The 26,402-nt window shown below is 63.9% G+C and carries 26 protein-coding genes and 4 tRNA genes; 18 read left to right on the top strand and 12 right to left on the bottom strand.

Annotation, left to right across the window (positions count from 1 at the left end):
* Window positions 1–249: 249 nt before the first annotated feature.
* The 6 genes from K940_RS0102415 to K940_RS0102385 all read right to left on the bottom strand — a co-directional run bounded on the left by K940_RS0102415 (window position 250) and on the right by K940_RS0102385 (window position 4,427).
* The gene (locus K940_RS0102415; RefSeq protein ID WP_051406808.1) at window positions 250–957 is read right to left on the bottom strand and encodes an FABP family protein; all 708 of its coding nucleotides are present in this window, start codon (window positions 955–957) and stop codon (window positions 250–252) included.
* Between the two features lie 185 nt (window positions 958–1,142).
* A complete protein-coding gene (locus K940_RS0102405; RefSeq protein ID WP_028476198.1) occupies window positions 1,143–1,448 on the bottom strand; it encodes a DUF1416 domain-containing protein in 306 nt (101 codons plus the stop codon).
* Between the two features lie 6 nt (window positions 1,449–1,454).
* Complete coding sequence (locus tag K940_RS0102400; RefSeq protein WP_028476197.1) at window positions 1,455–2,288, bottom strand: sulfurtransferase; 834 nt, start codon at window positions 2,286–2,288, stop codon at window positions 1,455–1,457.
* Between the two features lie 30 nt (window positions 2,289–2,318).
* Window positions 2,319–2,900 (bottom strand): DUF4395 domain-containing protein, encoded by a 582-nt coding sequence (locus K940_RS26690; RefSeq protein ID WP_081706106.1) that lies wholly within the window; start codon window positions 2,898–2,900, stop codon window positions 2,319–2,321.
* A 283-nt stretch (window positions 2,901–3,183) separates the two neighbouring features.
* Window positions 3,184–3,627, bottom strand: coding sequence for a thioredoxin family protein (locus tag K940_RS0102390; RefSeq protein WP_028476196.1), 444 nt, complete (start codon window positions 3,625–3,627; stop codon window positions 3,184–3,186).
* Window positions 3,624–4,427, bottom strand: a complete 804-nt coding sequence (locus K940_RS0102385; RefSeq protein ID WP_028476195.1) for an LmeA family phospholipid-binding protein — start codon at window positions 4,425–4,427, stop codon at window positions 3,624–3,626. Before K940_RS0102385 ends, K940_RS0102390 begins: the two co-directional genes overlap by 4 nt.
* A 308-nt stretch (window positions 4,428–4,735) precedes the next feature.
* On the opposite strand from K940_RS0102385, the gene K940_RS0102380 reads away from it, so the two are divergent.
* The 6 genes from K940_RS0102380 (at window position 4,736) to pstB (ending at window position 10,772) form a co-directional block, all read left to right on the top strand.
* Window positions 4,736–5,497, top strand: coding sequence for a response regulator transcription factor (locus K940_RS0102380; protein WP_028476194.1), 762 nt, complete (start codon window positions 4,736–4,738; stop codon window positions 5,495–5,497).
* A 169-nt stretch (window positions 5,498–5,666) separates the two neighbouring features.
* Window positions 5,667–6,656: a mycothiol synthase gene (mshD, locus tag K940_RS0102375; protein WP_028476193.1), complete on the top strand. Its 990-nt coding sequence runs from the start codon at window positions 5,667–5,669 to the stop codon at window positions 6,654–6,656.
* A 243-nt stretch (window positions 6,657–6,899) separates the two neighbouring features.
* The gene (gene pstS, locus K940_RS0102370; protein WP_028476192.1) at window positions 6,900–8,012 is read left to right on the top strand and encodes a phosphate ABC transporter substrate-binding protein PstS; all 1,113 of its coding nucleotides are present in this window, start codon (window positions 6,900–6,902) and stop codon (window positions 8,010–8,012) included.
* Window positions 8,013–8,100: 88 nt separating this feature from the next.
* Window positions 8,101–9,072: a phosphate ABC transporter permease subunit PstC gene (gene pstC / locus K940_RS0102365; protein WP_028476191.1), complete on the top strand. Its 972-nt coding sequence runs from the start codon at window positions 8,101–8,103 to the stop codon at window positions 9,070–9,072.
* The gene (gene pstA / locus K940_RS0102360) at window positions 9,072–9,974 is read left to right on the top strand and encodes a phosphate ABC transporter permease PstA (RefSeq protein WP_028476190.1); all 903 of its coding nucleotides are present in this window, start codon (window positions 9,072–9,074) and stop codon (window positions 9,972–9,974) included. Before pstC ends, pstA begins: the two co-directional genes overlap by 1 nt.
* 21 nt (window positions 9,975–9,995) lie before the next feature.
* Window positions 9,996–10,772 (top strand): phosphate ABC transporter ATP-binding protein PstB, encoded by a 777-nt coding sequence (gene pstB / locus K940_RS0102355; RefSeq protein ID WP_028476189.1) that lies wholly within the window; start codon window positions 9,996–9,998, stop codon window positions 10,770–10,772.
* A 111-nt stretch (window positions 10,773–10,883) separates the two neighbouring features.
* On the opposite strand, the gene phoU is transcribed toward pstB, so the two are convergent.
* The 4 genes from phoU to K940_RS0102335 form a co-directional block, all read right to left on the bottom strand.
* Window positions 10,884–11,546, bottom strand: a complete 663-nt coding sequence (phoU, locus tag K940_RS0102350; protein WP_028476188.1) for a phosphate signaling complex protein PhoU — start codon at window positions 11,544–11,546, stop codon at window positions 10,884–10,886.
* Window positions 11,547–11,668: 122 nt separating this feature from the next.
* Window positions 11,669–13,123, bottom strand: coding sequence for an LCP family protein (locus K940_RS0102345; protein ID WP_369797453.1), 1,455 nt, complete (start codon window positions 13,121–13,123; stop codon window positions 11,669–11,671).
* Window positions 13,124–13,983: 860 nt separating this feature from the next.
* A complete protein-coding gene (dusB, locus tag K940_RS0102340) occupies window positions 13,984–15,126 on the bottom strand; it encodes a tRNA dihydrouridine synthase DusB (protein ID WP_028476186.1) in 1,143 nt (380 codons plus the stop codon).
* Between the two features lie 108 nt (window positions 15,127–15,234).
* The gene (locus K940_RS0102335) at window positions 15,235–16,200 is read right to left on the bottom strand and encodes an acyl-ACP desaturase (protein ID WP_028476185.1); all 966 of its coding nucleotides are present in this window, start codon (window positions 16,198–16,200) and stop codon (window positions 15,235–15,237) included.
* 511 nt (window positions 16,201–16,711) lie between these two features.
* On the opposite strand from K940_RS0102335, the gene K940_RS0102330 reads away from it, so the two are divergent.
* The 5 genes from K940_RS0102330 to K940_RS0102300 all read left to right on the top strand — a co-directional run bounded on the left by K940_RS0102330 (window position 16,712) and on the right by K940_RS0102300 (window position 18,916).
* Window positions 16,712–16,784, top strand: a tRNA-Lys gene (locus K940_RS0102330).
* 1,064 nt (window positions 16,785–17,848) lie between these two features.
* A complete protein-coding gene (locus K940_RS0102315; protein ID WP_028476183.1) occupies window positions 17,849–18,514 on the top strand; it encodes a TetR/AcrR family transcriptional regulator in 666 nt (221 codons plus the stop codon).
* A gap of 94 nt (window positions 18,515–18,608) precedes the next feature.
* Window positions 18,609–18,681: transfer RNA gene (locus K940_RS0102310), tRNA-Glu, on the top strand.
* A 29-nt stretch (window positions 18,682–18,710) separates the two neighbouring features.
* Window positions 18,711–18,784 (top strand) — tRNA-Asp (locus tag K940_RS0102305).
* 58 nt (window positions 18,785–18,842) lie between these two features.
* Window positions 18,843–18,916, top strand: a tRNA-Phe gene (locus tag K940_RS0102300).
* A gap of 392 nt (window positions 18,917–19,308) precedes the next feature.
* Here the strand turns inward: K940_RS0102300 and K940_RS0102290 are convergent.
* The gene (locus K940_RS0102290) at window positions 19,309–20,472 is read right to left on the bottom strand and encodes a helix-turn-helix domain-containing protein (protein ID WP_028476182.1); all 1,164 of its coding nucleotides are present in this window, start codon (window positions 20,470–20,472) and stop codon (window positions 19,309–19,311) included.
* A gap of 149 nt (window positions 20,473–20,621) precedes the next feature.
* Between K940_RS0102290 and K940_RS0102285 the strand changes: the two genes are divergently transcribed.
* From K940_RS0102285 to K940_RS0102250, 7 genes are all read left to right on the top strand, one after another.
* Complete coding sequence (locus K940_RS0102285) at window positions 20,622–20,891, top strand: hypothetical protein (protein ID WP_028476181.1); 270 nt, start codon at window positions 20,622–20,624, stop codon at window positions 20,889–20,891.
* Complete coding sequence (locus K940_RS33890) at window positions 20,888–21,022, top strand: hypothetical protein (protein ID WP_255342571.1); 135 nt, start codon at window positions 20,888–20,890, stop codon at window positions 21,020–21,022. Before K940_RS0102285 ends, K940_RS33890 begins: the two co-directional genes overlap by 4 nt.
* Entirely contained in the window at window positions 21,019–21,456 is a 438-nt protein-coding gene (locus tag K940_RS0102275; RefSeq protein WP_028476180.1) for a hypothetical protein, read from the top strand. Before K940_RS33890 ends, K940_RS0102275 begins: the two co-directional genes overlap by 4 nt.
* 1 nt (window position 21,457) lies before the next feature.
* On the top strand, window positions 21,458–21,988 hold the full coding sequence (locus K940_RS0102270) for a hypothetical protein (protein WP_036527278.1): 531 nt from the start codon (window positions 21,458–21,460) through the stop codon (window positions 21,986–21,988).
* A gap of 19 nt (window positions 21,989–22,007) precedes the next feature.
* A complete protein-coding gene (locus K940_RS32180; RefSeq protein WP_155980721.1) occupies window positions 22,008–22,154 on the top strand; it encodes a hypothetical protein in 147 nt (48 codons plus the stop codon).
* Window positions 22,155–22,778: 624 nt separating this feature from the next.
* Window positions 22,779–23,612 carry a hypothetical protein gene (locus K940_RS26685; protein ID WP_036527350.1) on the top strand — a complete coding sequence of 278 codons (834 nt, stop codon included), beginning with the start codon at window positions 22,779–22,781 and terminating at the stop codon, window positions 23,610–23,612.
* A gap of 615 nt (window positions 23,613–24,227) precedes the next feature.
* Window positions 24,228–24,929, top strand: a complete 702-nt coding sequence (locus K940_RS0102250) for a polyprenol monophosphomannose synthase (protein ID WP_036527276.1) — start codon at window positions 24,228–24,230, stop codon at window positions 24,927–24,929.
* An 18-nt stretch (window positions 24,930–24,947) separates the two neighbouring features.
* Here K940_RS0102250 and K940_RS0102245 read toward each other — a convergent pair whose 3' ends face one another.
* Window positions 24,948–26,366: an HAD-IB family hydrolase gene (locus K940_RS0102245; RefSeq protein ID WP_028476177.1), complete on the bottom strand. Its 1,419-nt coding sequence runs from the start codon at window positions 26,364–26,366 to the stop codon at window positions 24,948–24,950.
* Between the last annotated feature and the right edge of the window lie 36 nt (window positions 26,367–26,402).

The raw sequence follows: 26,402 nt of genomic DNA, 5'->3' as shown, positions 1-26,402 counted from the left end.
TCCCAGGCAGCCACCCGACCCCCGAGTTCCGGTCTGTCCGACCGGACCTGTGTGATACTCATCTTGCACAGGTAGCGCTCGGGGGTCGTTCCGCGTTCATGGCGTGACAGGTCACGAGTGGTTCATGGCGTGACAGGTCACGAGGTAGTTCCATTCATCGCGTGACAGGTCACGGGGTGGCGGGCCGCAGCGTGACGGCCCGGTGTACGCGACCGTCCGGCGTGGCCGACCGAGGACGGAGTCGACCGATCAGCCGACGTAGCGTTGCAGGCGAGCCGAGAGCCGGGGTTCGAGCGGTCCGTCCGCGACGACACGTTCTTCGACATAGGCCAGATCGCCTCCGCCGACGATGCCGTACAGGCGCTTGGCACCGCCGACAACGATGCCGGACTGGCTTCTGATCACCACGTCGGTGGCCAGTTCCCACGATGACTGGGTCAGCGCCTGGCCGTAGAACAGTTCGACGATGCCGCCGTTGTGCGTCAACAGCAACTCGATGACCTCGTCGTCGCCATCGATCCCGACACGCCAGAAGCCGGTCTCCCGAAGATCGGGTCCGGAGTATTTGCCGTCCGCATCGATGGCCCACGACCGGGATTCCCACAACAAGTAGTCGCCGCCGTCATGCGAAGCGACGATCTGCTGGCCGAAGCGGTAGTCACCCCGCTCGGGATCGTTGCCTTCCCCCTCGCCGCGCCATACGCCCACCAACGGCAACAAGGCGAGCATGGACGCGCTCAGGTCCGGTCCCAGCCGAAGATTGGCGGTGTCCTCGGGTAGCGGAAGGCCGGGCAGGACCGGAATGTTGCGGGCACTGGTGGACTTCGCCCGCTCGGCAGCCTCGGCGACAGCCTGGTCGCCGCTGCGACGCTCGTCGGGTTCGTCGGAAGCCGTGCCGTTCAATTGTTCGCTCGCTCGCTCGGCCGGATTGGGATCCTCGCTAGCGAGTTCGCTCATGATTCGGTGAACAGTCGGTAGAAGACGTACAGCCCGAACCAGCCGATCAGCACGGACACGATCACGAGCATAATCTCGAAGAAGAGGACCACGTTCGAAGTCTAACTACTGGCGCACGATCGAACGCAAACGGCCTCGACGCTCCCGCGGGAGGTGAAACGTCGAGGCCGGTGCACGCGCGATATCTACTTGGCGACCGTGACGTCGACCGGATGGATGCCCGCGCCTTCCGGACGCACTTCGGCGGAGCCGTTGCCGGCCGAGGACAGGGCACGGATGGTCCACGAGCCGGGAGCGGCGAAGAACCGGAAGTCACCGGTGCCCGACGCGACCACCTCGGCGGTGAAGTCACCGTTGCCGTCGAGCAGGCGGACGAAAGCTCCGCCCACTGGCTGACCGTCGGTGCCGAGCACACGACCGGTGATGACCGTTTCCTTCTCTACGTCGACACCGGCCGGGATGACCTGGCCTTGGGTGGGTGCTGCACACATATTGAATTACTCTCCCAACTCGATCGGTGCGCCGACGAGGGACCCGTATTCGGTCCAGCTCCCGTCGTAGTTCTTGACATTCTGGTGACCCAGCAGCTCTTGTAGCACGAACCAGGTGTGCGAAGAACGCTCACCGATCCGGCAGTAGGCGATGGTGTCCTTCTCGCCGTCCAGGCCGGCGGCACGATAGATCTCGGCCAATTCCGTGTCCGATTTGAAGGTGCCGTCTTCGTTTGCGGCCTTGCTCCACGGCACATTGATTGCGCTCGGGATGTGACCGGGGCGCTGGCTCTGTTCTTGGGGCAAGTGCGCGGGCGCCAGAATCTTACCGGTGAACTCGTCGGGTGACCGCACGTCGACCAGGTTCTTGGCGCCGATCGCTGCGATGACCTCATCTCGGAAGGCCCGAATCGAAACGTCCGGTGCAGCGGCCTTGTATTGGGTGGCGGGCCGGTTCACCGGCTCTGTGGACAGCGGACGGCCATCCAGCTCCCACTTTTTGCGACCACCGTCGAGCAGTTTGATGGTGTTGTGGCCGTACAGCTTGAAGTACCAGTAGGCGTACGCGGCGAACCAGTTGTTGTTTCCGCCGTACAGGATGATCTCGTCGTCGTTCGAGATACCGCGTGCCGAGAGCAGGTCGGAGAACTGCTCTTGGTTCACGAAGTCGCGACGAACCTGATCCTGCAGATCCTTCTTCCAGTCGAGCCGGACGGCACCCTCGATGTGACCCCCGTCGTAGGCGGAGGTGTCCTCGTCGACCTCGACGAAGACGACGCCGGGGGCGTTGAGGTTCTCTTCGGCCCAGTCGACGGAGACCAGGACATCGGAGCGAGCCATTGTTTTCCTTTCAGATGTGACATGCAGCGGTCAGTTCGTTGCCGGGGATGCGGTCCGGCGGACCCGGGCGACCATCGGGTAGATCTGGCAGCCCAAGCAGATCCCGAATGCAGCGTTCAGGAACGCTGCGAACAGGGCGAGGCCGGCGAATACGGCGCCGACGACGGTGGAGCCGAAGGTGAAGCCCGCCAGGCCGACGGCCGCGAAGCCGAAGCCGAGCAGCTGAGCGAACCGCAGCGGGGCCACCGGCTCGGTTTCGCTGGCCGGTGCCCGATGCGGCGCGACGAGCATGGCGTAGATCCGGCCATAGGGATGGTTGCGGGGCCCGTAGGCCGCGCCGATGGCGAAGACAACCGTCTGGCCGGCGATCAGCACGATCGCGACGATGGGCGCCCACATTGCGGCGAGAAGGACGACAACCAGAGCCGCGGTGGTGACCCATGCGGTGAAGCGGGGTCCGCGAACATCGACGTGGTCGGTGGTTGTGAGGGAATGGGTGGAGTTCGGGCTGGGTTCAGCAGCCTCGACGGGAGCCTGCCCGGCAGTCTGGATGGACTTCTCGGTCTGGATGGACTTCTCGGTCTGGATGGACTTCTCGGTCTGGATGGACATCGTGCGTACTCCTGCGCTGAATATGCCTGTGGCTGCAGAGTTGCCAATTCGCCGACGGGTGCGGAAGCCCGCGCGTACGGCGCATGACGGCCGGAGCTGGGGAAAGGGGAGGCCGACCGATCAGCGGCACAGACAGCAACAACCACCGAGCCGACACAGATCCACTGTCCGGCGTCGAGTGAGCATCAGCTCGTGGTTGGTGAGCACGCGAACAGTTTACCCAACTCGACCGGGAAATTGGATGGGGGTGGGTCACATCCGTCGATCCGAGCGTGCTCGAGGCTTACGCGGCGGTGGTGAGCGACTCGACCGCCGAGCGCAGATCTGTGGCTTTCGGCACGCCCGAGATCCGGAACCGCTCCGTCCCCTCGGCGTCGAACACGAAGGTAGTGGGCAGGGACAGTACGTTCAGTTCGCGTGCGAGGGCTGGTTCGGCATCGATGTCGACCTCGATGTCCTGCGGCGGCCGGGGCGACTGCGCAAGTTGATCGGTGACATTGGCAACTACCCGGCGAACTGCTTCGCAGGGACCACACCACTCGGCGGAGAAATGCACGATGGCCGGGCCGTCGCCGGTCATGCCCACCGCTGTCAACTGCCCTGCGCGCGTCGATCCCGACGCCGCGGTGACATGGGCCGCACGGACCTTCCCACCGTGGCGGCGCAGCAGAAATCCCACCGTCAGCACGGCGAGCGCAACTACGGCGAGGACGGTGATTTCGATCATGGTTGCTGCAATCGGTCGAGGTCGATCGTGACGTTCACACCCTTGCCCTCCACGATGATGTGGCCACCCCGAGCGGACGCTGCCGTGGGTGGAACACCGAAGGGCAACTCCTTGGTGTCGATGGTACGGGTGAACTGAGCCAACACTGCGGGCCGATCGGCTTCGACGACCGCCGTCACCGGAATGGCCTCGAGGCTGCTGAGATCGCCGCGATGGAAGTCGGTTGCGACGATCATCACCCGATCGCCGTCGAGCAGCAGATCTGCCTGGACATTGACCCTTTGGCCGCCGTATGGCACGCCTGGGGAGTCCGGCAGCGTGCCGCTGAGCACCAGAGCTTCCGTGGTAGTCGTCCCCGAATCCTCCGAGCCGTCGGTCTCATCGGACTCGTCGGTGGGGCGCAGATGTACCTGCAGGTCGGGAATGCCGAACAACCTGCCGAGTTCGATGGGTTCGATGCGCAGACTGCTGTCGACCCGTGCGGCGCGAACGCCGCGCAGGCTGCCGTCGACCAGTTCGCCGCCTGGCAGTCGCACCTCGGTCAGTGTCGCGCCCAGTGCGATCTCACCGGGAATATCGGGCCGCCTGACCCGCGCACGGATTTCGATCTTGTCGTAGCGACCGTCGCGTGCCTGGGCGAGAAATGGGAAACCATGAATTGTCACCTCGGGATCGGCGGTGAGATCGGCGCCGTGGCGCAGTGCTCGAGATACCCGATACTCCGAGTACGCCGCTGTGCTGAAGTCGATGACGACGGCGACTCCCGCCAGACACAGCAGGCCTATGATCAATTTGCGCATGCTCCCCCGTTTCTGCGGGTCTCGAGCCACGGCATCTCGAGTCGCGCCGAACGCGCGCAACGCGGCGTTCGATCGTCTCCCGCGTCGGACGCCCTGCGGCTGCTGGGCATGCCCGATGCGTAAACCATGAACGCACAATATCGGTTGGTCCGAATCCCGGCGTCAGGTGTCCTGTACTGGGTCTTGGACCTCGGAATGGGTGATCGTGCACCGCTACGCGCTAATCTTGCATCCGATTACCTGTGATTAGCGACGTGGCTGTGGCGGTGTTGCTGCATCCGCGACGCTACGAGATGGGAGGAGGGCCTGTGGAGCTGCTCCTGCTTACCTCCGACCCCAATCCCGAGTCGGTGTTGCCCTCGTTGGCCCTCCTCGCGCACACTGTGCGCCCTGCACCGACAGAGGTGGCATCCTTGCTCGAAGCAAGTACCGCGGATGTGGCTTTGGTGGACGCCCGGACCGATCTGGCCGCGGCTCGCGGACTGTGTCGACTGCTCGGCAGTACCGGGTCGTCGGTACCCGTTGTCGCGGTACTCACCGAGGGCGGCTTGGTTGCGGTGAACGCCGATTGGGGACTCGACGACATCCTCTTGCCCGGAACCGGGCCTGCCGAACTCGATGCCAGGTTGCGGCTGTTGGTCGGGCGAAACGGCGGTGTGGCCAGCTCGGAGAGCGCCGGCAAGATCACCCTCGGTGAGTTGGTGATCGATGAGGGCACCTACACCGCGAGGCTGCGCGGTCGTCCACTCGATCTCACCTACAAAGAGTTCGAACTGCTCAAATACCTTGCGCAGCACGCAGGCCGAGTATTCACCCGTGCACAATTGCTGCAGGAGGTATGGGGCTACGACTTCTTCGGTGGTACTCGCACGGTCGACGTGCACGTCCGTCGACTTCGAGCCAAGCTCGGCACCGAATACGAATCGCTGATCGGCACGGTCCGCAACGTCGGTTACAAGGCTGTGCGCCCCGCCCGCGTCACGACAAAGGGAGACCAGGTGAGCTTTCCGGATGACGACGAGGGCAGTGACGATTCCCCGCTCGCACCGGTCAATGGTTCTGTGCAGTGAATGGGTTCTGTGCAGTGAATGGGTTCCGTGCGCTGGGGTCGCACCGCGGCCGCTCGGGTGAGTCGCGAGCGTACGACATCATCGATCATCGACCTCACGCCGTGGTTGTTCCCCGCGACGTCGTTCGGAGGGCAACCGCGCGGGGAGCTGGTTGGAGGAGCGGAGGCCGATGAGCGGCGCGATGGCATGGATGGATCGACTCGACGCAGACACCGCACGGGCCATCACGGACCTGCTCGGGCGGGCTGCGGCGGCCGATGACGTGGCCCCGATTTCGGAGCAGGCAATGTTGTCGATGACCCTGAGGTCGTCGATTACCCCGAGGTCGTCGACGACCCCGGGCGCTGCACTCGCATCCGGCATGTCGCCGGCGTCGGAAGAACCCACCGTCGCCCGTCATCTGCTCGCGATGCGCGGGGACTCGATCGTAGGCTACGCGAATTTCGTTGCGGCCCATGGTGAGCATCCGGCGATGGCGGAGGTCGTGGTCGATCCGCCGCACCGCGGCCGTGGCGTGGGCGCCGAGTTGACCACACGGGCACTCGGTGCCGGCGGTCCGGGCACACGGGTTTGGGCGCATGGCGATCTGCCAGCGGCCAGAGCCGTCGCCACGCGGCTCGGGCTGCGTGCGGCGCGTGAGTTGTGGCAGATGCGACGGTCTCTTGCTACTCCCGAGTTACCTGAACTGGTCGTTCCGCACGATATCGTTGTGCGCACCTATGCCGGTCCTGCCGACGACGCGGAATTGCTGCGGGTGAACCGGGCCGCCTTTGCTTGGCATCCGGAACAAGGCGGGTGGACCGAACGTGATATTGCGATCCGCCGTGCCGAATCATGGTTCGATCCCGCAGGTCTGTTCCTCGCCTTCGCCGAGACGGCCCCCGACCGCCTTCTGGGATTTCATTGGACCAAGATGCATCTCATGGAGAACCCACCGATCGGGGAGGTCTACGTGGTCGGACTGGACCCGGTGGCCCAGGGGCGTGGACTCGGTCGTGTGCTCACCGTGGCCGGATTGCGTCACTTACGCGATCGCGGCCTTACCGAGGTGTCGCTGTACACCGAGGCGGACAATGTTGCCGCGGTGCGCACCTATACCGGTCTCGGCTTCGCCCCTGCCCATGTCGACGTCGCCTATGCCGTGGCCGAGTGCGAATAGCAGCCGGCGTGTAGAGTGCTGCTGAGTAAAATTGGGGCAAACGTCACATTCCACGCATGCAATCGCGCCGGGCTGTTCACTCCCCGTTCACTCAGTACGATCCAACTGTCAACCACATAACCCTACGTTGAGGAAGGGCAGCACCCCGTTGCCCTGGTGCGCTGGTTCGCCGCGAACAGCACCACAGCATGCGTCCGGGCCGGTGAGGGACCGGACGGGTAGGACGCCTTTCCGGAGGAATCAGTGAATCTCAAGCGCAGCAGCGCCCTTGTCGGTGTGCTGGCGGTCGGTGCCATGACGCTCGCCGCCTGTGGCAGCGACGACAACACCTCGGCCAGCGCCGGCAACCTGGAGAAGGTCGACATCACCTGTGGTGGCAAGCAGACTCTCAAGGCCAGTGGCTCCTCGGCGCAGAAGAACGCGATGGAGCGTTTCATCGCCGCCTACGAATTGAACTGCGACGGGGCAACACTCGACTACACCTCGAGTGGCTCCGGCGCGGGGGTCAAGGAGTTCATCGGCGGTCAGACCGATTTCGGTGGTTCGGACTCGCCGCTGAACCCGAAGAAAGACGAGCCACAGCGCGCTGCCGATCGGTGCGATTCGCCGGCATGGAACCTGCCCACCGTCTTCGGCCCGGTCGCGATCACCTACAACATCGAGGGTGTGACAGATCTCGTTCTGGATGGTCCCACTGCGGCCAAGGTCTTCAACGGCGCCGTGACCACCTGGGATGCCCCCGAGATCGTGGCGCTGAATCCGAATGCCGCGTTGCCCGCCGAAGAGATCATGGTGGTTTTCCGTAGCGATCAGTCGGGTACGACCGACAACTTCCAGCGCTACCTCGACGCAGCGTCCGACGGAGCCTGGGGCAAGGGTGCGGGCAAGGTGTTCGCGGGCGGTGTCGGCGCTGGTTCCAAGGGCAACGAGGGCACCTCCGCCGCGGTGAAGAGCACAGTGAACTCGATCACGTACAACGAGTGGTCCTTCGCCAAGGCGCAGGGCTTGTCGATTGCGCGCATCGTGACGTCGGCGAGCGACGATCCGGTGACGCTGACCGCCGCCTCGGCGGGCAAGGCGATCGAGTCGGCCACGATCTCGGGTGAGGGCAATGACCTGGTCATCGATACCTCCTCGTTCTACATGCCGTCGGAAGCGGGCGCGTATCCGATCGTGATGCCGACCTACGAGATCGTGTGCTCGACCTATTCCGATGCCGAGACGGCCCAAGCGGTGAAGGCATTCCTCTCCTCGGCGATCACCAATGGTCAGCAGGGTCTGGAAGAGGCCGGCTACATCCCGCTTCCGGAGGAGTTCAAGACCAAGCTGAGCACTGCTGTCGACGCCATATCCTGATAGCGATTCCATGACCGTGCACGACGATGTTGCCGCCGCCGGCGGGCCGGATTCGACTGGCCGGCCGGCGGGTGGAGATACTGCGCTCATGCTGAGTAAGCCGAGCACCGAACCGCCGGTCCCCCGCGGTCGGCGTCACAGTCCCCGCGTGGAGGTCGTCTTCCGCTCGCTGGCCACGGCGGCCGGCGCAATCGTCGTTGCCTCTATCGCGCTGATTGCGCTGTTTCTGCTGATCCGGGCCGTGCCGTCGGTGCTGGCGAACGACGCGAACTTCTTCACCAGCGCCGAGTTCGAGACCACGGATGCGGACAATCTTCGGTTCGGTGTCCGGGATCTGTTCATGGTGACGGTGCTGAGCTCGGTATTCGCCTTGGCGCTGGCCGTTCCGGTCGGCATCGGCATCGCGCTGTTCTTGGCGCACTATGCCCCCAGAGCGCTGGCTCGGCCGTTCTCGGTGCTCGTCGATCTCCTCGCGGCCGTGCCGTCGATCGTGTTCGGCTTGTGGGGAGCGTTGGTTCTCGCGCCGCGCCTGGATCCCGTCCAGACCTTCGTCAATGACAATCTGGGGTGGCTGTTCCTGTTTGCGGACGGCAACATTCCGCTGGCCAGTGGCGGAACCATTTTTACCGCGGGGGTCGTGCTCGCGGTCATGATTCTGCCGATCATCACCTCGGTGAGCCGTGAAGTGTTCAATCTCACTCCCCGTGCGCATATCGAAGCCGCGCAAGCGCTCGGTGCGACGAAATGGGAGGTTGTCCGCATGACGGTATTGCCCTACGGCCGTAGCGGCATGATCGCCGGAGCCATGCTCGGGCTCGGACGAGCGCTCGGCGAGACCATCGCGGTGCTGATCGTGCTGAAGACGGCCGCTCAGCCAGGAAGCTGGTCGGTGTTCGACGGGGGCTACACTTTCGCGTCCAAGATTGCCTCGGCAGCAGCCGAGTTCAGTGACCCGCTGCCGACAGGTGCATATATCGCCGCAGGTTTCGTGCTGTTCGCACTGACCTTCGCGGTGAATGCGCTGGCGCGGCTCGCTGCTGGCGGAAGGGTGAACGGGTGATGGCCACCTCGACGTTGGATCGTCCGATCAAAGCTCCGGTCTTCCGGCACGTGAGCTGGGCGCGCCGGGTGCGCAACCACCTTGCGACGGGATTGGTGTGGCTGGCTTTCGGTATCGCGCTGATTCCGCTGGCCTGGGTGCTGATCATGGTCGTCGCCAAGGGACTCGGCGCAGTGGTCCGGGCGGACTGGTGGCAGAAGTCCCTGAAGGGTGTGCTGCCCGAAGAGCTTGCGGGCGGCGTCTACCATGCGATCTACGGAACAATCGTGCAGTCGTTGGTCGCTACGATCATCGCGGTTCCGCTCGGGATCATGGCTGCGGTCTATCTGGTCGAGTATGGGCGTGGACTGTTGGCCAAGACCACGACGTTCATGGTGGATATCCTGGCAGGCGTGCCGTCGATCGTGGCGGCCCTTTTCGTTTTTGCACTGTGGATCGCGACCTTCGGCTTCCCCCAGAGTGCGCTGGCAGTGTCGCTGGCTCTGGTCTTGTTGATGTTGCCGGTAGTCATTCGTAGCACCGAGGAAATGCTCAAACTGGTCCCGGATGAATTGCGGGAAGCGTCCTATGCGCTGGGAATTCCGAAGTGGAAGACGATCGTTCGAATCGTGGTGCCGACCGCGCTGCCCGGAATGATCAGTGGAATTCTGCTCTCCATCGCCAGGGTGATGGGTGAGACCGCTCCGGTACTGGTACTCGTGGGGTACAGCAAGTCGATCAACCTGGATATTTCCGACGGAAATATGGCGTCGTTGCCACTGTTGATCTACCAAGAGCTGGCCAACCCGGAGGCAGCTGGCCGCGAGCGGGTCTGGGGTGCGGCTTTGACCCTCATTTTCATCATCGCGATGCTGTACCTGGCGGCGGCAGTTCTCAACCGGCTGCTCACGCGGAATCGATAGAAGCGGAACGGACTAGCGACAATGGCCAAGCGGATCGACGTCAAAGACCTGAACATCTACTACGGCAAATTCCATGCCGTGTCGGATGTCTCGCTGACGGTGCTGCCACGCAGCGTCACCGCCTTCATCGGGCCCTCCGGGTGCGGCAAGTCCACGGTTTTGCGCTCGCTCAACCGTATGCACGAGGTGGCGCCGAATGCTCGGGTCGAGGGAGCGGTGTTGCTCGACGGTGAGGACATCTACGGCGCCCAGGTCGATCCGGTCGGCGTTCGCCGCACCATCGGCATGGTTTTCCAGCGGCCGAACCCATTCCCTACCAAGTCGATCAAAGACAATGTGGTGGCCGGACTCAAGCTGCAGGGCCTACGCAACAAAAAGCAGCTCGACGAGGTCGCCGAGCGATCGTTGCGTGGTGCCAACCTGTGGAACGAGGTCAAGGACCGTCTCGACAAGCCAGGTGGCGGTCTTTCCGGGGGACAGCAGCAGCGGTTGTGCATCGCGCGAGCCATCGCTGTGTCGCCGGATGTATTGCTGATGGACGAGCCGTGCTCGGCGCTGGACCCGATCTCGACTCTCGCGATCGAAGACCTGATCACCGAGTTGAAGAAGGACTTCACCATCGTCATCGTCACCCACAACATGCAGCAGGCCGCGCGGGTGAGCGACCAGACCGGATTCTTCAATCTGGAGGCCCAGGGCAAGCCGGGCAAGTTGGTCGAGATCGACGACACCGAGAAGATCTTCTCCAACCCGACGCAGAAGGCAACGGAGGACTACATTTCGGGTCGGTTCGGTTGATTCCGGGCCAGGTCGGTTGTGGCTTGGTCGGTTGTGGCCGGGTCTGTCGTGGCTGTGTTTGTCGCGGCTGTGTTTGTCGTGGAGAGGCCTCGGCCTCACCACGTACCTCGACTACTGCACCGCATCCGCATCCGGCGGAAGGGCGCCCGTAACCAGGAAGATGACTCGGCGGCCGATCTCCACCGCGTGGTCGGCGAAACGCTCGTAGTAGCGACCGAGCAGGGTGACATCCACGGCGGCAGCGACCCCATGCTGCCAATTCCGGTCCATCAACAGTGTGAACAGATGGCGGTGCAGGTCGTCCATCGCTTCGTCGTCGACGTTCAGTTGCGCAGCCCGTTCGGGGTCACGAGTTTCGAGCACCTCGCGTGCGGTCGCACCCATACTCACTGCGATCCGGCCCATTTCGGCGAAGTATCCGTTGACCGCTTCGGGGAGCGCATGATTCGGGTGACGCCGACGCGCCACCTTCGCCACGTGCAGGGCGAGTGCACCCATTCGGTTCACATCGCCGACGATCTGGATCGTGCTCACCACTTGCCGTAGATCGCCCGCTACCGGCGATTGCAGAGCCAGTAGAGCAAAGGCTTTCTCCTCGCCGTCGTGAATGAGTTCGGCAATCCGGTCGTACTCACTGATCACCTGCTCGGCGAGCGTGAGGTCCGCTTGCAGGAGTGACTGGGTCGCCCGGTCCATGGCCGAACCGGCGAGGCCGGCCATTTCGCCCAGTTGGTGAGCAAGATCTGCCATTTGCTCGTTGTAGATGACACGCATGACGCTCGACATTAGTTCGCCGCGCTGACCAAGTCACGAACATCGAGTGAATGACCGGTACGAGCGTTGGATCGCACCGATCGACAAACCCGTCGGGTTGGCGTCATCAGTTGCAGACATTGTCAGTTGCAGATGTCTTCTGCGGCGTTCATGTGTTCCAAGTCGGATGGCAGCGTGACCGGTGCGATGCTGACGGACACGTCGGTGATCCGATCGCCCGCTGGGATCGGACTGGTCACGCTACCGCTGAAGTCGGTCCCCAAGACGACTTCGATGATGCCGCCGAGATCGTCGGCCGACTCCAGGTGCGCTCCAGGAATTGCCGTGGCCGCTGTGGCCGCCTCGGCTTCGTATCCGGGTGCGTACCGAATCTTGGTTTCGGTCACCTGCCCTTCGGAGAAATTCCCTGTGCTGTAGATGGTGAAGCCCGCATTGCTCAGGTCGGTCGCGGTCGCGCCCGCCATCCCGTTGACCCCCGATCCATTCGAGACCAGTACGGACACCGTGCTCGGATCGACTGCGACGAATTCTGGCGGATCGGCCGGGTGCGATTCTGTCGGTGTGGCCTTCTTCTCGCCCGGTAGTGGTTGGTCGTCGATGATGGCGCGGAAGATCGCCTTGATATCCGACTCGCGGGGGATTTCGTTTCCATAGGACGTGGTTCCAGCGGTCGGGATGGTCAGAAATGTGACCGCGCCGGCATCCATCTTTTGTAGAGACCGTCCGAGCATCAGCAGGTCGTTGGTGTCGACTTGGTCCACCCACGTGTGTCTGGTGAATTCCTCGATGAATCCGCGGAGTTTGCCGGGGTCGAGTAGCACCTTGCTCGACATCGTGCCGCGAAGCAGCGAGGCGAGGAATCGCTGTTGCCGGTTGATGCGGTCGTAGTCGCTGCGTTCTTCGCCATAGACGTGCCGCGCGCGGACGTAATTCAGTGCAGTTTCGCCGCTGATGTGCTGGCGGCCGGAGTTTTCCAGAATGGTGCCGAGAACGCCGTCCACGATCGGCTTGGCGGAGCAGACGTCGACACCGCCGACCTGGTCGACCATGGCCTCGAATCCGGCGAAGTCGATACTGATGAAGTGGTTGATGCTCAGCCCCGTCATCTTCGATATGACGTTGAACAGGCATTTCGGGCCGCCGAGGGCGTAGACGGCATTGAGCTTGTCGCCAAAGGCCGAGGGAAAGACCTCATCGGTGTATTCGACCTTCTCATTGTCCCAGCCGTTACAGCGCGGCCTGGTGACGTCCAAATCGCGGGGAAACGAAACGACAACCACACGTGACCGGTTCTTGGGGATGTTCACCAACATCACCGTGTCCGCGCGAGAACCTTCGGCATCGATGGTCGACCCCGCGCCGAGTTGCCCGTTGGCCCCCGCCCGGGTATCGGTGCCGACCAGCAGGAAGTTTTCGTCTCCGAGCTGGGCGCTGGAGTCGATCACGTCCTCGGAGTTGTCATCGAGCGCGGAAACCTGGGTGAAACCGCTCGTGGTCGAGTGCAGATAGCTCCAGCCCGTGCCGGTGGCCACCAGAACGAGAACCGAGAGTACGGTCAAGGCTGCCCTGCCGATCACTCGGAGGCGTCGTGAGCTGCGGCTGTGCCTGGTATCAGGACGGGATCGGGATGGCGCCTCGACCGTTTTCGGCTTGCGCGCCCGATCTTCGGTGGTCGGCCAGCTGTGGCGGGTGGAGCGCGGTGATTGTTCGAGCGGAGGGAGAACGTCGGTGACTTCTTCGGCCGCTTGCGGTTCGGCCCGCTGATCGGTGGGTCTGTGGCGTGTCGAGCCCCTGGCCGCCGTGGCTTGCCCACTCGCGTGCGGTGAAGATCCGGCGGGGCGGGCGACCGATCGGTTGGGTGCACGGCCGGAGCGAGTATCTTCGCCGCTGCTGCCGGCTGCTGTCACCGGTGGGTGAGCCGGCTCGTCGGAGCGGGGAGCACGCTGCGGTCGTCGAACAGGGTCCGAGCGGCGTCGTTGGTTCCGAGATGTTCGATCCGAGGGTGGAGGCTGGGCGCGCCGGCCTCGTCCAGGTGCGGCTTCGGGTGCCTGAGATGCGGCGCCACGTGCGCCCCGACGCCCACGTTCGTGGTTGACTTTCTCGACGAGGTCTTGGACTGTGAGTGCTGGAGAATCCTGGTCCGGGCCGGTCTCGGAATACCTGGAGCGTCGAGGCGCCTGTTCGGCGTCTCGTTCGGGGTAATCCGCCGCGGGATAACGCTCCCACGGGGCGCGACCTCCGGGCTGTGGCGCACGCCCGTAGCGATCGTCACCCACCAACGAACCTCGCTTTTCGTCTTGCTTTCCGCCTGATTAGTACTTCACCGGCAGCACTGATTCCGCCATGATAACGATTCCGCCACGGTGAGCCACTCGGGCGCGAAATGGCCAAGGTCATATCGGCGTTTGGCGAGCCGATTTTCTGCGGAATTACTCGATTATCCTCCGCTGTGCATCACATCGGCACCCATCGGCACGGCCGGGTCCTCGGGGTCGTCGAGCCAGCCATGGGGCAGCGCGACCTTGCCCGGTGAGCCCTGGCGGCCGCGTGGCCCCTCGGCGTCCTCGGGGAACGGCGCGGTCGGGTCGAGTTGGGCGACGAGGTCCTCCAACTGTTGGAGGCTGACGACCGTGGCGAATGCGCGGCGTAAATCGGCGCCCACCGGAAATCCCATCAGGTACCACGCCATGTGTTTACGCAGGTCGCGCATGGCTTTGGTTTCGCCGAGATGTCGAGACAACAGTTCGCCGTGCCGATACAGGACTGCGCCGACCCGGCCCAGATCGGGCGCCGCGGGAAGTGGTTCGCCGCGCAGCGCGGCGTGCAGTTCGGCGAACAGCCACGGTCTGCCGAGACAGCCGCGGCCGACGACCACGCCGTCGCAGCCGGTCTCGTCCATCATGCGCAGCGCGTCCGCGGCGCAGAAGATGTCACCGTTACCCAATACCGGAATGGTGGTGACCGTCTGCTTGAGTCGAGCGATCGCACTCCAGTCCGCCCGGCCGGAGTAGCGTTGCGCGGCGGTGCGCGCGTGTAATGCGACTGCCTGTGCACCCTCGGCTTCGGCGATACGTCCGGCATCCAGATAGGTGAGATGATCTTGGTCGATGCCGGTGCGGAACTTCACAGTCACCGGCACGCCCGCTGGTTCGGCAGCACTCACCATTGCGCGCACGATACGGCGAAACAGCGCCCGCTTGTAGGGCAGCGCCGCCCCACCACCCAGCCGCGTGACCTTGGGCACAGGGCACCCGAGGTTCAGGTCGATATGGTCGGCCCAACCCTCGCCCACGATGATTCGCACGGCCTCGCCGAGAGTAGCGGGATCCACTCCGTAGAGTTGCATCGAACGCGGGTGCTCATCGGCGCCGAAGGACATCATGCGCAGCGTCTTCTCGTTGCGTTCCACCACGGCGCGGGCGGTGATCATCTCGCACACGTAGATCGAGGTCGGGCTGCCGAACTCCCGGCACAATGTTCGGAATGCCTGATTTGTGATGCCTGCCATCGGCGCGAGTACCACTGGCGGATCGACCGGATACGGTCCGATCCGCAATATGGTCTTCGCCTCGGTAGTCATCGTCACGGCGAACAGTGTCTCACTTCCGCACGAAACCGCGGGGTGCGGGTTCTTCGCTATGCGAGCCTCGGCGGATCCGAGTCATGGTGCGCCCGCACCAGCGTTGGATCAGCCCACGGTGGTGGCAGCCAGCTCGCGCTTCGCGGCCTCGCGGGCGAGCATCCGGTCACGCTGTTCTTCGAATTTGATCACGTCCTTGGCCAACTTCTCCAGGAAGAGACCGAGCCGATCTCGAACTGCTTCACCTCGCGCGGTGAAGTCGCTTCGGTCGAAGAGGTTCCATTTCTTCAGGACCGGCTGGATCACTTCTTCCAGATGTTGGCGCAGGTCGTAGATGCCGTGCTTGGCCATCAGCACGCCGTTGCGGCGGAAGTTGGGCATGCCGGCCCCGGGCATCTGGAAGTTTTCCAGGATCAGTGTGATTGCCTCGAGTGTTTGGTCGGGAGCCAGATCGAGGGCTGCGCCGCACATGGTGCGGTAGAAGATCATGTGCAGGTTTTCGTCGGCAGCGATGCGCTGCAGCATGCGGTCGGCGACCGGGTCGTCGCACACTTTGCCGGTGTTGCGGTGGCTCACCCGGGTGGCCAGTTCTTGGAAGGTGACATACGCAACGGAATGCAGGAATCCCGCGTCGGCTTCGGCTGGAGAGGCGAAGCCGTTGGTCATATGGGTCATTCTGGCTTGCTCGAGCGCGACCGGGTCGACACCGCGGGTGACGACGAGATAGTCGCGCATAACGGTGCCGTGGCGGTTCTCTTCGGCAGTCCACCGGCCCACCCAGGTGCCCCAGGCGCCGTCTTGCGAGAAGTTCTCGGCGATCTCCCGGTGGTAGGAAGGCAAATTGTCCTCGGTGAGCAGGTTGGTGATCATGGCCGCTTTCGCAACCTCGCTGAGCTGGGATTGCCCTGTTTCCCAATCGACGCCACCGAGAGCCGCGAAGTTACGCCCGTTGTCCCAGGGGACGTAGTCGTGTGGATTCCAGTCCTTTGCCATCGACAGGTGTCGGTTGACGCTTTCTTCGGCAACCGGCTCCAACTCCGTCAGTAGCTCGAGTTGAGTCAGATCCCTTGCCATGTATGAACCCTTCAGTGTTGTGGCGTGCTGGTCGTCCGAACGTGGACCGATACCAATGCGGCAACCTTACGGCACCGTAGGTGTGACGCGAGACGCATCTTCGGACAGCGGCTGCCCTCGCCGGTTGCGTGATCTCACGCGTGCGCTTGCCTGGGCATCCTCACGAGTGTATGGGTTCTCCGCGCGGTGAGAGGGCGATCCGAGAGGATCGAGAGGATTGCCGTTATCGGGTGCGGCACGTGCTGAGGGGCGGCCGGCATACGACGGGCCGTCATCCATCGCTCTACGACCCTGTCGACCAGATCGGTCGGGAGTTGTGCTGCGTGGTGACGGCACTTCTTCCAGCGTGGTGGCTGTGGTTGGGTGCCGGTGGCAACAGCGCCGAGTCGGTCGAGATCTCAGCTCACGACGCGGAGGCTTTCCCTCGCACGAGTAGGCGTGCTGTCGCAGCCTGACCTCCAGAGCATCGGTTCGTGCCTTGTGGCCACTGTCGGCTATGCTTTTCAGCCGAGCCCCTTTAGCTCAGTTGGTAGAGCTGGTGACTTTTAATCACTAGGTCGTAGGTTCGAGTCCTACAGGGGGCACCGTCCGCGGGGGATCGTCGAACAGCCCTGGCCGGGTTGGATACTTCTGGCAAGGATCGGCCCGGTCGCCGCGGCGGGATCGATCGAGAGTGCCGGTGAGGTCGGGCGCATGGGGGCGGTTCGTCGAAGCGGTTCCGACAGGTGGTGGCGCCGTCGACGGTGTGTCGCGTCGTGTTCTGCTGAACGGAGGGTGGCGACTGCTGTGTCGCCTGATTCCCAATGAGTTGTAGTCCCCGATAACGATGTGGGGCATCTTCTCCATCGCCACTGGCTCGTCGCAGGCAGGTAGTGGCTACCAGTCGGAGCGGTCATCGAGCTGCGAGTCCGAGTAACCGCGCACTACCGTGCTGCCGAGTAACACGGCGCTCGAGTAACACGGCGCTGGCTGCAATTGATGCAATCGATACGACCGGTAGCCCTGCATCGCTCGGCTTTGTTCCGTTCGCGTATCCATATATTATCGAAACATGTTGCCTAGCAATGATTTTGGACTGGCCTGGGATGGAGTGCCGAGTCGAGCGAGGCTCGTGGGGCGGTTCGGCATGCGCTACGAGGCGTCGAGCGATGGTTCGGCACGGCTGAGCAAATGATGAGTTGCTGATCGATTCGGTTGGTCGGCGAGTGTGCGTCGAGATCGCAAGTTGTGCGGATGGGTCGTGTTCGTGCACTGATATCGATCCGACTCATCGGTTCGTCGCATGTCGGACCGTGTTTGCAGGTACCGTGACGCCTTGGCTGATCCCGACCGAATCGCGGACTCGGTCGGTGGCGTGGAACGCGGTTTGTCATTGCTGTATCCGGAGGTGCTGTGGCTGTGCGGTCGACCGCGTTCGTCGGTGAAAATCGATGCCGCGGAAGGAGGCACGTTCGAGACCAGAGAGTTGTCCAGTTGCACCAGCGGCACCCAACCGGTTTGTGTGCTAGGCATTTGCTGAAATTCGTCGCGGAGCTCGGGAAGCTACCGGGAATCGGCGAAAAGTACTGATAAATCTATGAATTCGTGCCACGCTCCCGACGGGTGTCGGGCTGTTTGGCGGCGAGTAGGTTTCGGAGGCGTTTCGAGCATGGCACGGCAGCAAGAGCGGGCCCGCCGAACACGGGCGGCAATTATCAGGTCCGCCGCCGTAGAGTTCGGGAAGAGCGGCTATGCCGCTGCATCCCTCAACCGTATATTGGAGGGTTCGCGCGCCACCAAGGGCGCCATGTACTTCCATTTCGACTCGAAGGAAGATCTCGCGCGCGCGGTGCTGGGAACCGCGGTGGAGCGCTACCGCGTGTCGGCCGAGAGGTGGCTGGCCCGAGTGGATCTCAGTCCCCTCGACGTCCTGCACGGGATGGTCGACGAGATAGCGCTTCGACTCGAGCACGACATCATTGCGCAGGCCGAATACCGTTTGATCATCGAGCCGGATTTCTATTGCGATGTACAGATGGGTGGGGGGCGCATCGTCGGTCGCACCACCAAGGTGCTCGCGGACCGTGCGATCGAGTATGGACAGCTGCGGGCCGATGCCGATCCCAACCGGTTCACCCGCACGCTTGCCGCGGCCTTGGCCGGTCAACGGTATATGGCGGACCTGCTCGGCGGCCGGGTCGATCTGCGGTCCCGGTTCGAGGAGTCGCTCGAGGTAGTGATCGAAGCGATGGCCACACTCGAGTGGCTGGAGAAATTCCAGGTTGACGGCTGGTGCGCTCAGGCGCGCGTGGAGGATCTGAGTTTAGGGCTCTGACCAGCCGGTTTGGGATTACTGTCCGGTCTGTCATAAGCTAATACGGCTCCCAACGGACAGCCGTTGAAAGCCAGTCCGGAGAAATCCGGGATGGGCCCCCTTCGTCTAGCGGCCTAGGACGCCGCCCTTTCAAGGCGGTAGCGCGGGTTCGAATCCCGTAGGGGGTACGATCTACGGATCGTTGGTAGCAGAGCATGGCCCTGTGGCGCAGTTGGTTAGCGCGCCGCCCTGTCACGGCGGAGGTCGCGGGTTCGAGTCCCGTCAGGGTCGCAGACAAACGCCGGATATTTCCGGCGTTTCGCATATGACATTCACTTCGGATGTCTGCGGCCAGGTAGCTCAGTTGGTACGAGCGTCCGCCTGAAAAGCGGAAGGTCGCCGGTTCGATCCCGGCCCTGGCCACGAAAAATAGGGCTCTGACTAGGAATTCCTCGTCAGAGCCCTATTTCAACTTCTGACACTGTAGCCAAACATGCTGCCTATCGCAGTCTTTGCGGTCGCACCGCGGCCTCTTGGCTGTGACGCGTGCGCGCGCCCCTGCGAGACGCGACTATCCCCGGACGCCGATGCGGTCGGCGAGGTCGCGCAGCCGGGTTTAGCGGTCGCGGTCGAGCAGCTCTCCGACGACTTGCCGCAGTAATCCCTGATCCCGGGAGCCGGCCAATCCTGGTGGTCGACCCCAAAGTGATGGCATATAGGCGGTGCCATATTGTGCCTAGCGTCACAGTCGACTGATAGGGGGTAGATATCAATGGCTCACCGATTGCTCGCTGCTCTCAAGCTGTAGCGAGTGATCAGTCGGTGAGGCCGGCGGAGTTTGCGAGACTGCGTAGGCTGTCGCTGGCCCGGCGCTGCTGTTGCGCGGCGGTTGTGATTGCGCCTTTGACCACTGGGGCGGAGCGGAAATGTTCGGGCGCGGCGATCCGCGACTCGTACAGGGCGCTGATCGCAGCGTCGGGGTCGCCGTTGAGCAGATGCGCCCGTGCCGCATCGACCCAGAAATACGCTTGCCTCTCGGCGGGCATGTCTTTCGGCAATCGGGTCGAACGTGCTATCTCGATCGCTCGGCCTGCGTCACCCAGATCGACCTCGGCGCACACCTGGTAGAGGCGCACGTTGGTTGGACCGACAGGGCTGCCGTAGACGATCGTGTCGCCGAATCCGCGGGCCAACTGCTCGGCCTCGGCCAGATGCGAGCGTGCCGTGTCCGCATCACCGGTCGCCGCGGCGATGGTGCCGGCACGCATGTGCAGGATCGAATACACCGCCGCGGCAGTAGCGTCGTCATCGATGATCGCCTCGATGTCGCTCATCGCCCGCGACAGCAGGCGCAGCGCCTGATGGGTTGCGCCGACCCGCGCCAGGGTCGCCGCCTTCACATAGTAGGTGGTCGCTAGCAGCAGCGGGTCACCCGAACGAGATGCGGCCCACTCCATTCGCTCGGTAGCAGTCAGCGAAAGGTCCGCGTATCCCAGTTTGTGCGCTACCGTGTTCGCCGCCCGATACGCGTCGGTGAGCAGGGCGTACGCGGGTCGGCCAGACTCGTGGCCGGAAATCAGCAGCCGATCGACCAAGTCCGGCAGAACGCCTGCGATTTTCCGGTACTGCGCGTCGCGTCGCCAACGTGCGACCCGCACCGACAGCACGCGCAGCTGCTCCAGCGGTTCGGGTTCCAGACTCGGGTCCATCAAGTCGGTGGCGGCAAGAGCGCGGCGCAGGATCGGCAGGACATCGAGTAGCTTCTCGGGTTCGTCGTCGCTATACAGTCGAGAAGCGTCCACGCCCAAGGCGTTCGCGACCGCGCCGACCCACACCGTGGACGCTGAGCTGTGGCCCTTCTCGACTTGGGCGAGCATCGACCGCGATACGTTGGCCGCGGCAGCGAGCTGGTGCTGAGTCATGCCGCGCAGCTTGCGGATTCGCGCGATCCGCGCCCCAACGGAATCCTCTTCGCGCATCGCCCCACGCTACCACCAAATTTCGAACAATCATCGAACAATCAGCGCGTTGGCAGAACTTAACGTCGGAATCAGCCCCCGGCGTCGGGTGTGAGCGTCCTCCCCGACGCCGGGTGGTACCCACTAGTCCAACGTCGCAGGGGATTTGGATGACGGATCACGTATCGGTGCTCGTCGTAACAGGCGCGGTCGCCGTACTGCTCATCATCGTGTACGCGCTACCGGCAGTCATCGCCAAGGCAGATCCACCGCAAGAGCCGGTCACCGACCGGATGACGGTCGACATCGCCCATCACGTTATGCGATTCCACGCCCCGTGCAGCGTCAGCGATTGCCCGGACAAGCGTGACGCTTACGGGACGCTCGTCGCTGCCGGTGTGATCGTGCCCGACCAGCGCGTCGAACGGTACGTCCGTTGATCGCCCCGGACGACGAGCCGCAGGGATGGGTGCAGTGGCGTGATGGGTCCTGGTCGCCGGTGTTCGCAGACGGCTGGACCGGTGAGCCAAAAGAACGCGCCGACATAGCAATCGACGAAGGACAAGAATGAACATCACTCATCTCGCCGCCGCGGGCGTCGCTGCCATCGCTATAGCCGCACCCACCGCGCAGGCGCAGCCCGTGATCCCGGTGGCCCACCATGTGACCTGCTTCATTGAAGCGGGAGGGCCATACAAGGCGGCCAACGCGGCCAGCGCGCCGATCGGTTTCGGGTACTCCGTGCACTGCACACCGACCGGGCCGTCACGGCGGCACATCGAGGTGATCTTGTGGCGCCACGACCTGGAACGCGACCAGTACTACCTGCAAGCCATAGCGGGCGACAAAGACCCCACCCAGGCCGAGAAGTCCGAGAATTTCTTCTCGGAGTGCTCCACCGCCGGCCGGCTGTACGGGTATCACACGCAGGCGATCCTGTGGGCCGAGCACGGCAACGACATGGACGTGGAAGACAACAGCGACCAGGTGATCCTAGCGTGCTAGGTTGCACAGACCCGACGAGGAGAAGGTGACGACCGTGGACGCTGGTCTGGCACATCCTGCTGTCGAGATCGCGCGGCAGCGGGTCATCGACTTCGACCCTAGCCTTACCCCAGTAGCCGTTGCCACACGACCGGATGTGGTCGCGGTCCTCCTACAAAGCGACGACAAGCGCTTCACGGTATTCGTGGTCGACCGCGCCGGCGAGTGGATTCCGCCGGACTACATCTGCGGTACCCCACGCCGGGTCCGGCAGCGGGAAGCCGACACCGGACACCGCCCGCTGTACAACGTGTCGCGTTCATGGTTCGGCTGGCCTTCGAGTGACGGTGACCAGGAGGAGGGCTGGTTCTCGGTGACGGGCATGGCGGCATTGGACGCGACCGAGCTCGCGATCACCTCGACACTGGAGTCGACGGTGGCGCCGATCGACGAGGCTGGGCTCGCGTTCGGGATCGTGCGCGCTCGGCGAGACGACCAGCCGGCGGTGGAGATACGTACGCGGGATGGGCGTGCGGTGGCCGTGCGGCCATGATCCCAACTTCGGGAGCCACATGCGGACTGCATATATAGCTGTCAGGCAACTCGTTCTACGAGACCGGCTGACCAACGAGAAGCCTTTTCGGGCAGAAGCGCTCGCAGCGATGTGGGCGGTGTTGAACCGGATCGAAGCGCAACAGTGGCGCCGTGACAACGACTGAGCCGTGCGGGTCGCGGTCTTGCGGCCGTCACGGTCATGGCCGTGCTGTTCTTCGCATCGCCAGTGCACGAGACTACCCTCGCCCTACCGATTTCGACCACCAGGATGCGAGGGCCGGCATCGTGAATGTCTTCTCGGGAGTCTATCTCGCCGCATATACCTTCGGGCTGTTGCGCTTGATGATGCCGTGCATTCAGTGGATGCCGCGCGTGCACGGTCAAATCTGGTTGCGGCGGGGTTGAACCTGCTGGCGGTGGGGTCTGCGGTAGGAACCGGATACAGCATCGGCAAGGCCCTCGTCATACCGATTCTGCTTCCGCAGTGAGGTTCGCTGGCTTGTTGCGGTCGCCATCGCATACCGGAGGTTCCGCTCATACCTGCCCTACTCGGTGACGAGGCCGCCGCCAGCATCTGCTAGCGGCGGCGCATGCCTGCCTTCTCCAGGCGCCTTCGAGCTTGTTGGTCGCTGTTGCCTCGGTCTTGGAGTGGACGGGCTCTGTTGCTTCCCGGCTCTGACAGGGCAGTACGGTGTCGGAGCAGTATGTCGTGACCAAGATCGAGGCCGACGCCCTATGTGCAGGTGGCGGAGCTGAGCACCTTACATCACGGAAGAGGGATCCGTGCGATGCATTACGAGTTGACCGATGAGATCCGTGTCGTCGACGGGCGCACCCTGCGCCGTACACGCGCGGTCATGGACTTGCCCCACCAGCAGGTGCGTGCCGGGGACCTGGGCGGCTGGGTGGAGCACGAGCGCAATCTGACCGGGCACGCGTGGTTGGCCGGAGACGCATGTGTGTACGAGACCGCATGTGTGGACGGGGACGCACGAGTGTACGAGAACGCCCAGGTGTACGGGAACGCATGGGTGAGCGGGCGTGCGTGGGTATCCGGTTCCGCTCGGGTGTTCGGGAACGCCGAGCTGGGTATGCACGCCGAAGTTTCCGAGGACGCGCGGGTGTTCGGACGGGCGTGGGTGAGCGGGGACGCGGGGGTGGGCGAGAGCGCCTGGGTGTACGGGCGCGCAGGGGTGAGCGAGGACGCACTGGTGTCCGGTAATGCACGGGTGTTCGGGCGCGCGGGGGTGGGCCAAGCCGCCGAGGTGTTCGGAGACGCGCTGGTGTTCGGGGACGCGCTGGTGTTCGGGGACGCGCTGGTGTTCGGGGACGCGCTGGTGTTCGGGGACGCGCGGGTGTCCGAGGGCGCGGAGCTGAGGACCCCTGGGGACGTGTTCACGCTCGACCGGATCGGCAACTCATCGGTCACCGCTACGCTCTATCGCACTGCCGATGGCCACCGCCTGCACATGGACGGTTGGACCGGCACCCTGGATGAGCTGGCCGATGAGGCCGACAGGATGCGGCAATGTCCCGCTGAGGACCATGAGATCCAGAGGCGCTGGGCTGAGTACGCGACGCTGGAAACGTTGGGTCGTGCCCGAGTCGCTGGGTGGACGTAGGCGCGTGACAATGTGATCGCACGTGCCGATGCCGCGGACATGTCGACCGGAAATCACATGTGGCGAAACGGATATCGTGGTCCGCCGGTCGATCCATGTTCGATTAGGGCCTGGCAAGGCGGACGAGTCTCGGTTACTTGGAATACCACGGTTGGTGCGCCGCGCCCATTGTTTCGATGTCACCCTCGATTTTCGGTGGGATGCTGGAGCTATGGCTGAGCGCTGGTATTACTGCTTGAGACACAGTCGGGCCGAGCGTGGGCGACAGTGCTGGTTCCGTGACCGCATGGGACCGTATCCGGACCGGGCGACCGCGGAGCGCGCTTTGGAAATTGCTCGGATCCGCACAGAACGTGAGGACGCTCGAGATCGGGCCTGGCGAGACGGAGACTGAGTGCGAAATCACGGCTTCGCCGAAATGCGGCACTCAACGTATCGGGCTGCGTAGCCGGTCGCCTTGCACCGGCTGACGATGGGGTGCGGCCGCTCGGCCCGAGGTCGGGGGCATCGAGTACCGTCTTCCAGAACTCGATGAAAGCTCGGTGGTCCTGGTGTGTGGGCTGCGAGCGATACCAGGATCTGCAGGGAGGGCGACCCTTGAGGGTTACCGTTGTTGTGCCGACCTACAACGAGCGGGAGAATCTACCGGTTGTGGTGGACCGGCTCACCGCGTTGCCGGTGTCCGACCTGCACGTGCTCGTCGTCGACGACAGTTCGCCGGATGGGACGGGCGAGGTCGCCGACAAGTTGGCGGCCGAATCGCCGAACGTGCTCGGCGTGCTGCACCGCACCGAGAAAGACGGGCTCGGCCGCGCCTACGTCGCTGGCATCACACGCGCATTGGACGAGGGCGCGGACGTGATCATCCAGATGGACGCCGACCTGTCGCATCCCGCCGAAGTCATCCCCATCATGCTGGAGACATTGTCGACCACCGACGCCGGCGCGGTTCTCGGCTCGCGCTACGTTCCCGGCGGCTCGACCGCGGCGGACTGGAAGTGGTATCGCAAGGCGTTGTCGGCCTGGGCGAACTTCTACGTCAACCTCGTTCTCCGCTTGGGCGTCAAGGACGCCACCGCGGGCTTCAAGGCATGGCACGCCGATACCCTGCGCGCCATCGACGTGGCGTCCATCCGGAGCAACGGCTACTCCTTTCAGGTCGAGATGAACTACCGGGCGATCAGGAAAGGCTTCGCCATCGCCGAGGTCCCGATTCGCTTCGAGGAACGCACCGAGGGCGCATCCAAGATGAGCTTCACCGTGCAGCTCGAGTCGGCACTGATGCCGTGGAAGTTGCTGTTCGGCCGCTCGGCGTGAACGGCCTGCACACGCTTTTCACCGTGGCCAATCCAGCAGTGTGTCCAGGAACAGTTGTCGCACCTTTGCGACGCGGTCGTCCATGTCGGCTGGGTCCCATCCACTGACGTCGATGGGGTCGAGGATCGCCACGTCCACTGTCCCGCGCCGGGCGACCATGGCGTTACGCCAGCAGATCTCGCCCGCGTTGCGAATCACGACCGGGATCACCGGTACCTCGGCTTGGATCGCGATATGGAATGCGCCCTTCTTGAAGGGTCCGACCTCGGGGGTATAGGACCGTGTTCCTTCTGGGGACACCACGATCGACAGCCCGGCACGCAGGGTGTCGACCACGGGCTGTAATGCCGCCTTGGCGTGCGCGGTGTTCGCGCGATCGATGAACGTCAGCCCGACGAAACGCAACAGCGGCCCGAAGACCGGATTCTTGGTCAGTTCCCGTTTACCGATACCGGTCATGCCCCCGCCGAGTGCTGCGGGAAGGACCACGATGTCGAACTGACTCTGGTGATTGAACAGAAATACCGCGGGTCGAGGTGACATCGCATGCTCGGCTCCGGTGACCCGCACGCGCACCCCTGTCGCGCGTAGTGCATAGCCGGCCGCGTGCACCATCAGTGCGTCGGCCATGTGCTGTCTGTTTCCGGTGAGCGCCTTCGACGCCACGCCGACGAACGCACCGCCGAACAGTCCGACGAACCCCGCCGCGGTGCGGGCGTAGTCACGTGCCCGTGGCGGCCGACGCGGATGAAACGCCAATCGCTTCCACTGCCGCCGATCGGCGACCTCGGCCAGGGCGTCGTCCGGGTTCACCACCACGGGGCGCCCGACAACCGACAGCATGGGTTCGTCGGCGACGGTCCCAGCGTAGGCGTAGCTGTGTTCGAGCTCGATGGCGTGCGCGGCGGCGAAGGATGTCACCGCGTCGCGCTTCCCGTGGCCCCACAGTGTCGTCGCGCTGGGGGATCCGGTGAGTATCCCGTCGTGGGTCGCCATCGGCGTGCAACACACGTGCTCGATGCCCAGGTGCGCAGCTGCGGGCGAGATATGGAACCGGGTGAGCGAGCTGATCAACACCACCGTATGCCCAGCGGCTCGGTGGGACCGGATCAGCCGCCACGCTTCGGGATACAGGTATCCGTATACAGTGCGCTGGAAGATGCGGCGGCTCAGCTCGTCCACCTCGTGCTCGGTGCGCCCGGCCAGTGTGGCCGACAGGAGTTGGAGGATACGGCGATATTCGGCCTCGGTCCTGCTGTTGTGCATGCTTTCGACCAGCACGTCGGCCGGTGTGTGCCGGCGGTGTGGCCGATGCCGTGGGCGTGGTCGGTCGATCAGTGCCCCGCCGAAGTCGAAGATTGCGGCGACGGTGGCGCCTTGTCGACCGGAACGAATGGCCGCGACCATCGTCTGCAGGTCGGTGTATGCGCTGGTCATCGAAGCTCTCGACGTGCGTGCTCGTCGGTACCGCCC

The sequence above is a fragment of the Nocardia sp. CNY236 genome (assembly GCF_000482385.1).
Taxonomy (GTDB): domain Bacteria; phylum Actinomycetota; class Actinomycetes; order Mycobacteriales; family Mycobacteriaceae; genus Nocardia.
This window is presented reverse-complemented; position numbering and strand designations above follow the sequence as displayed.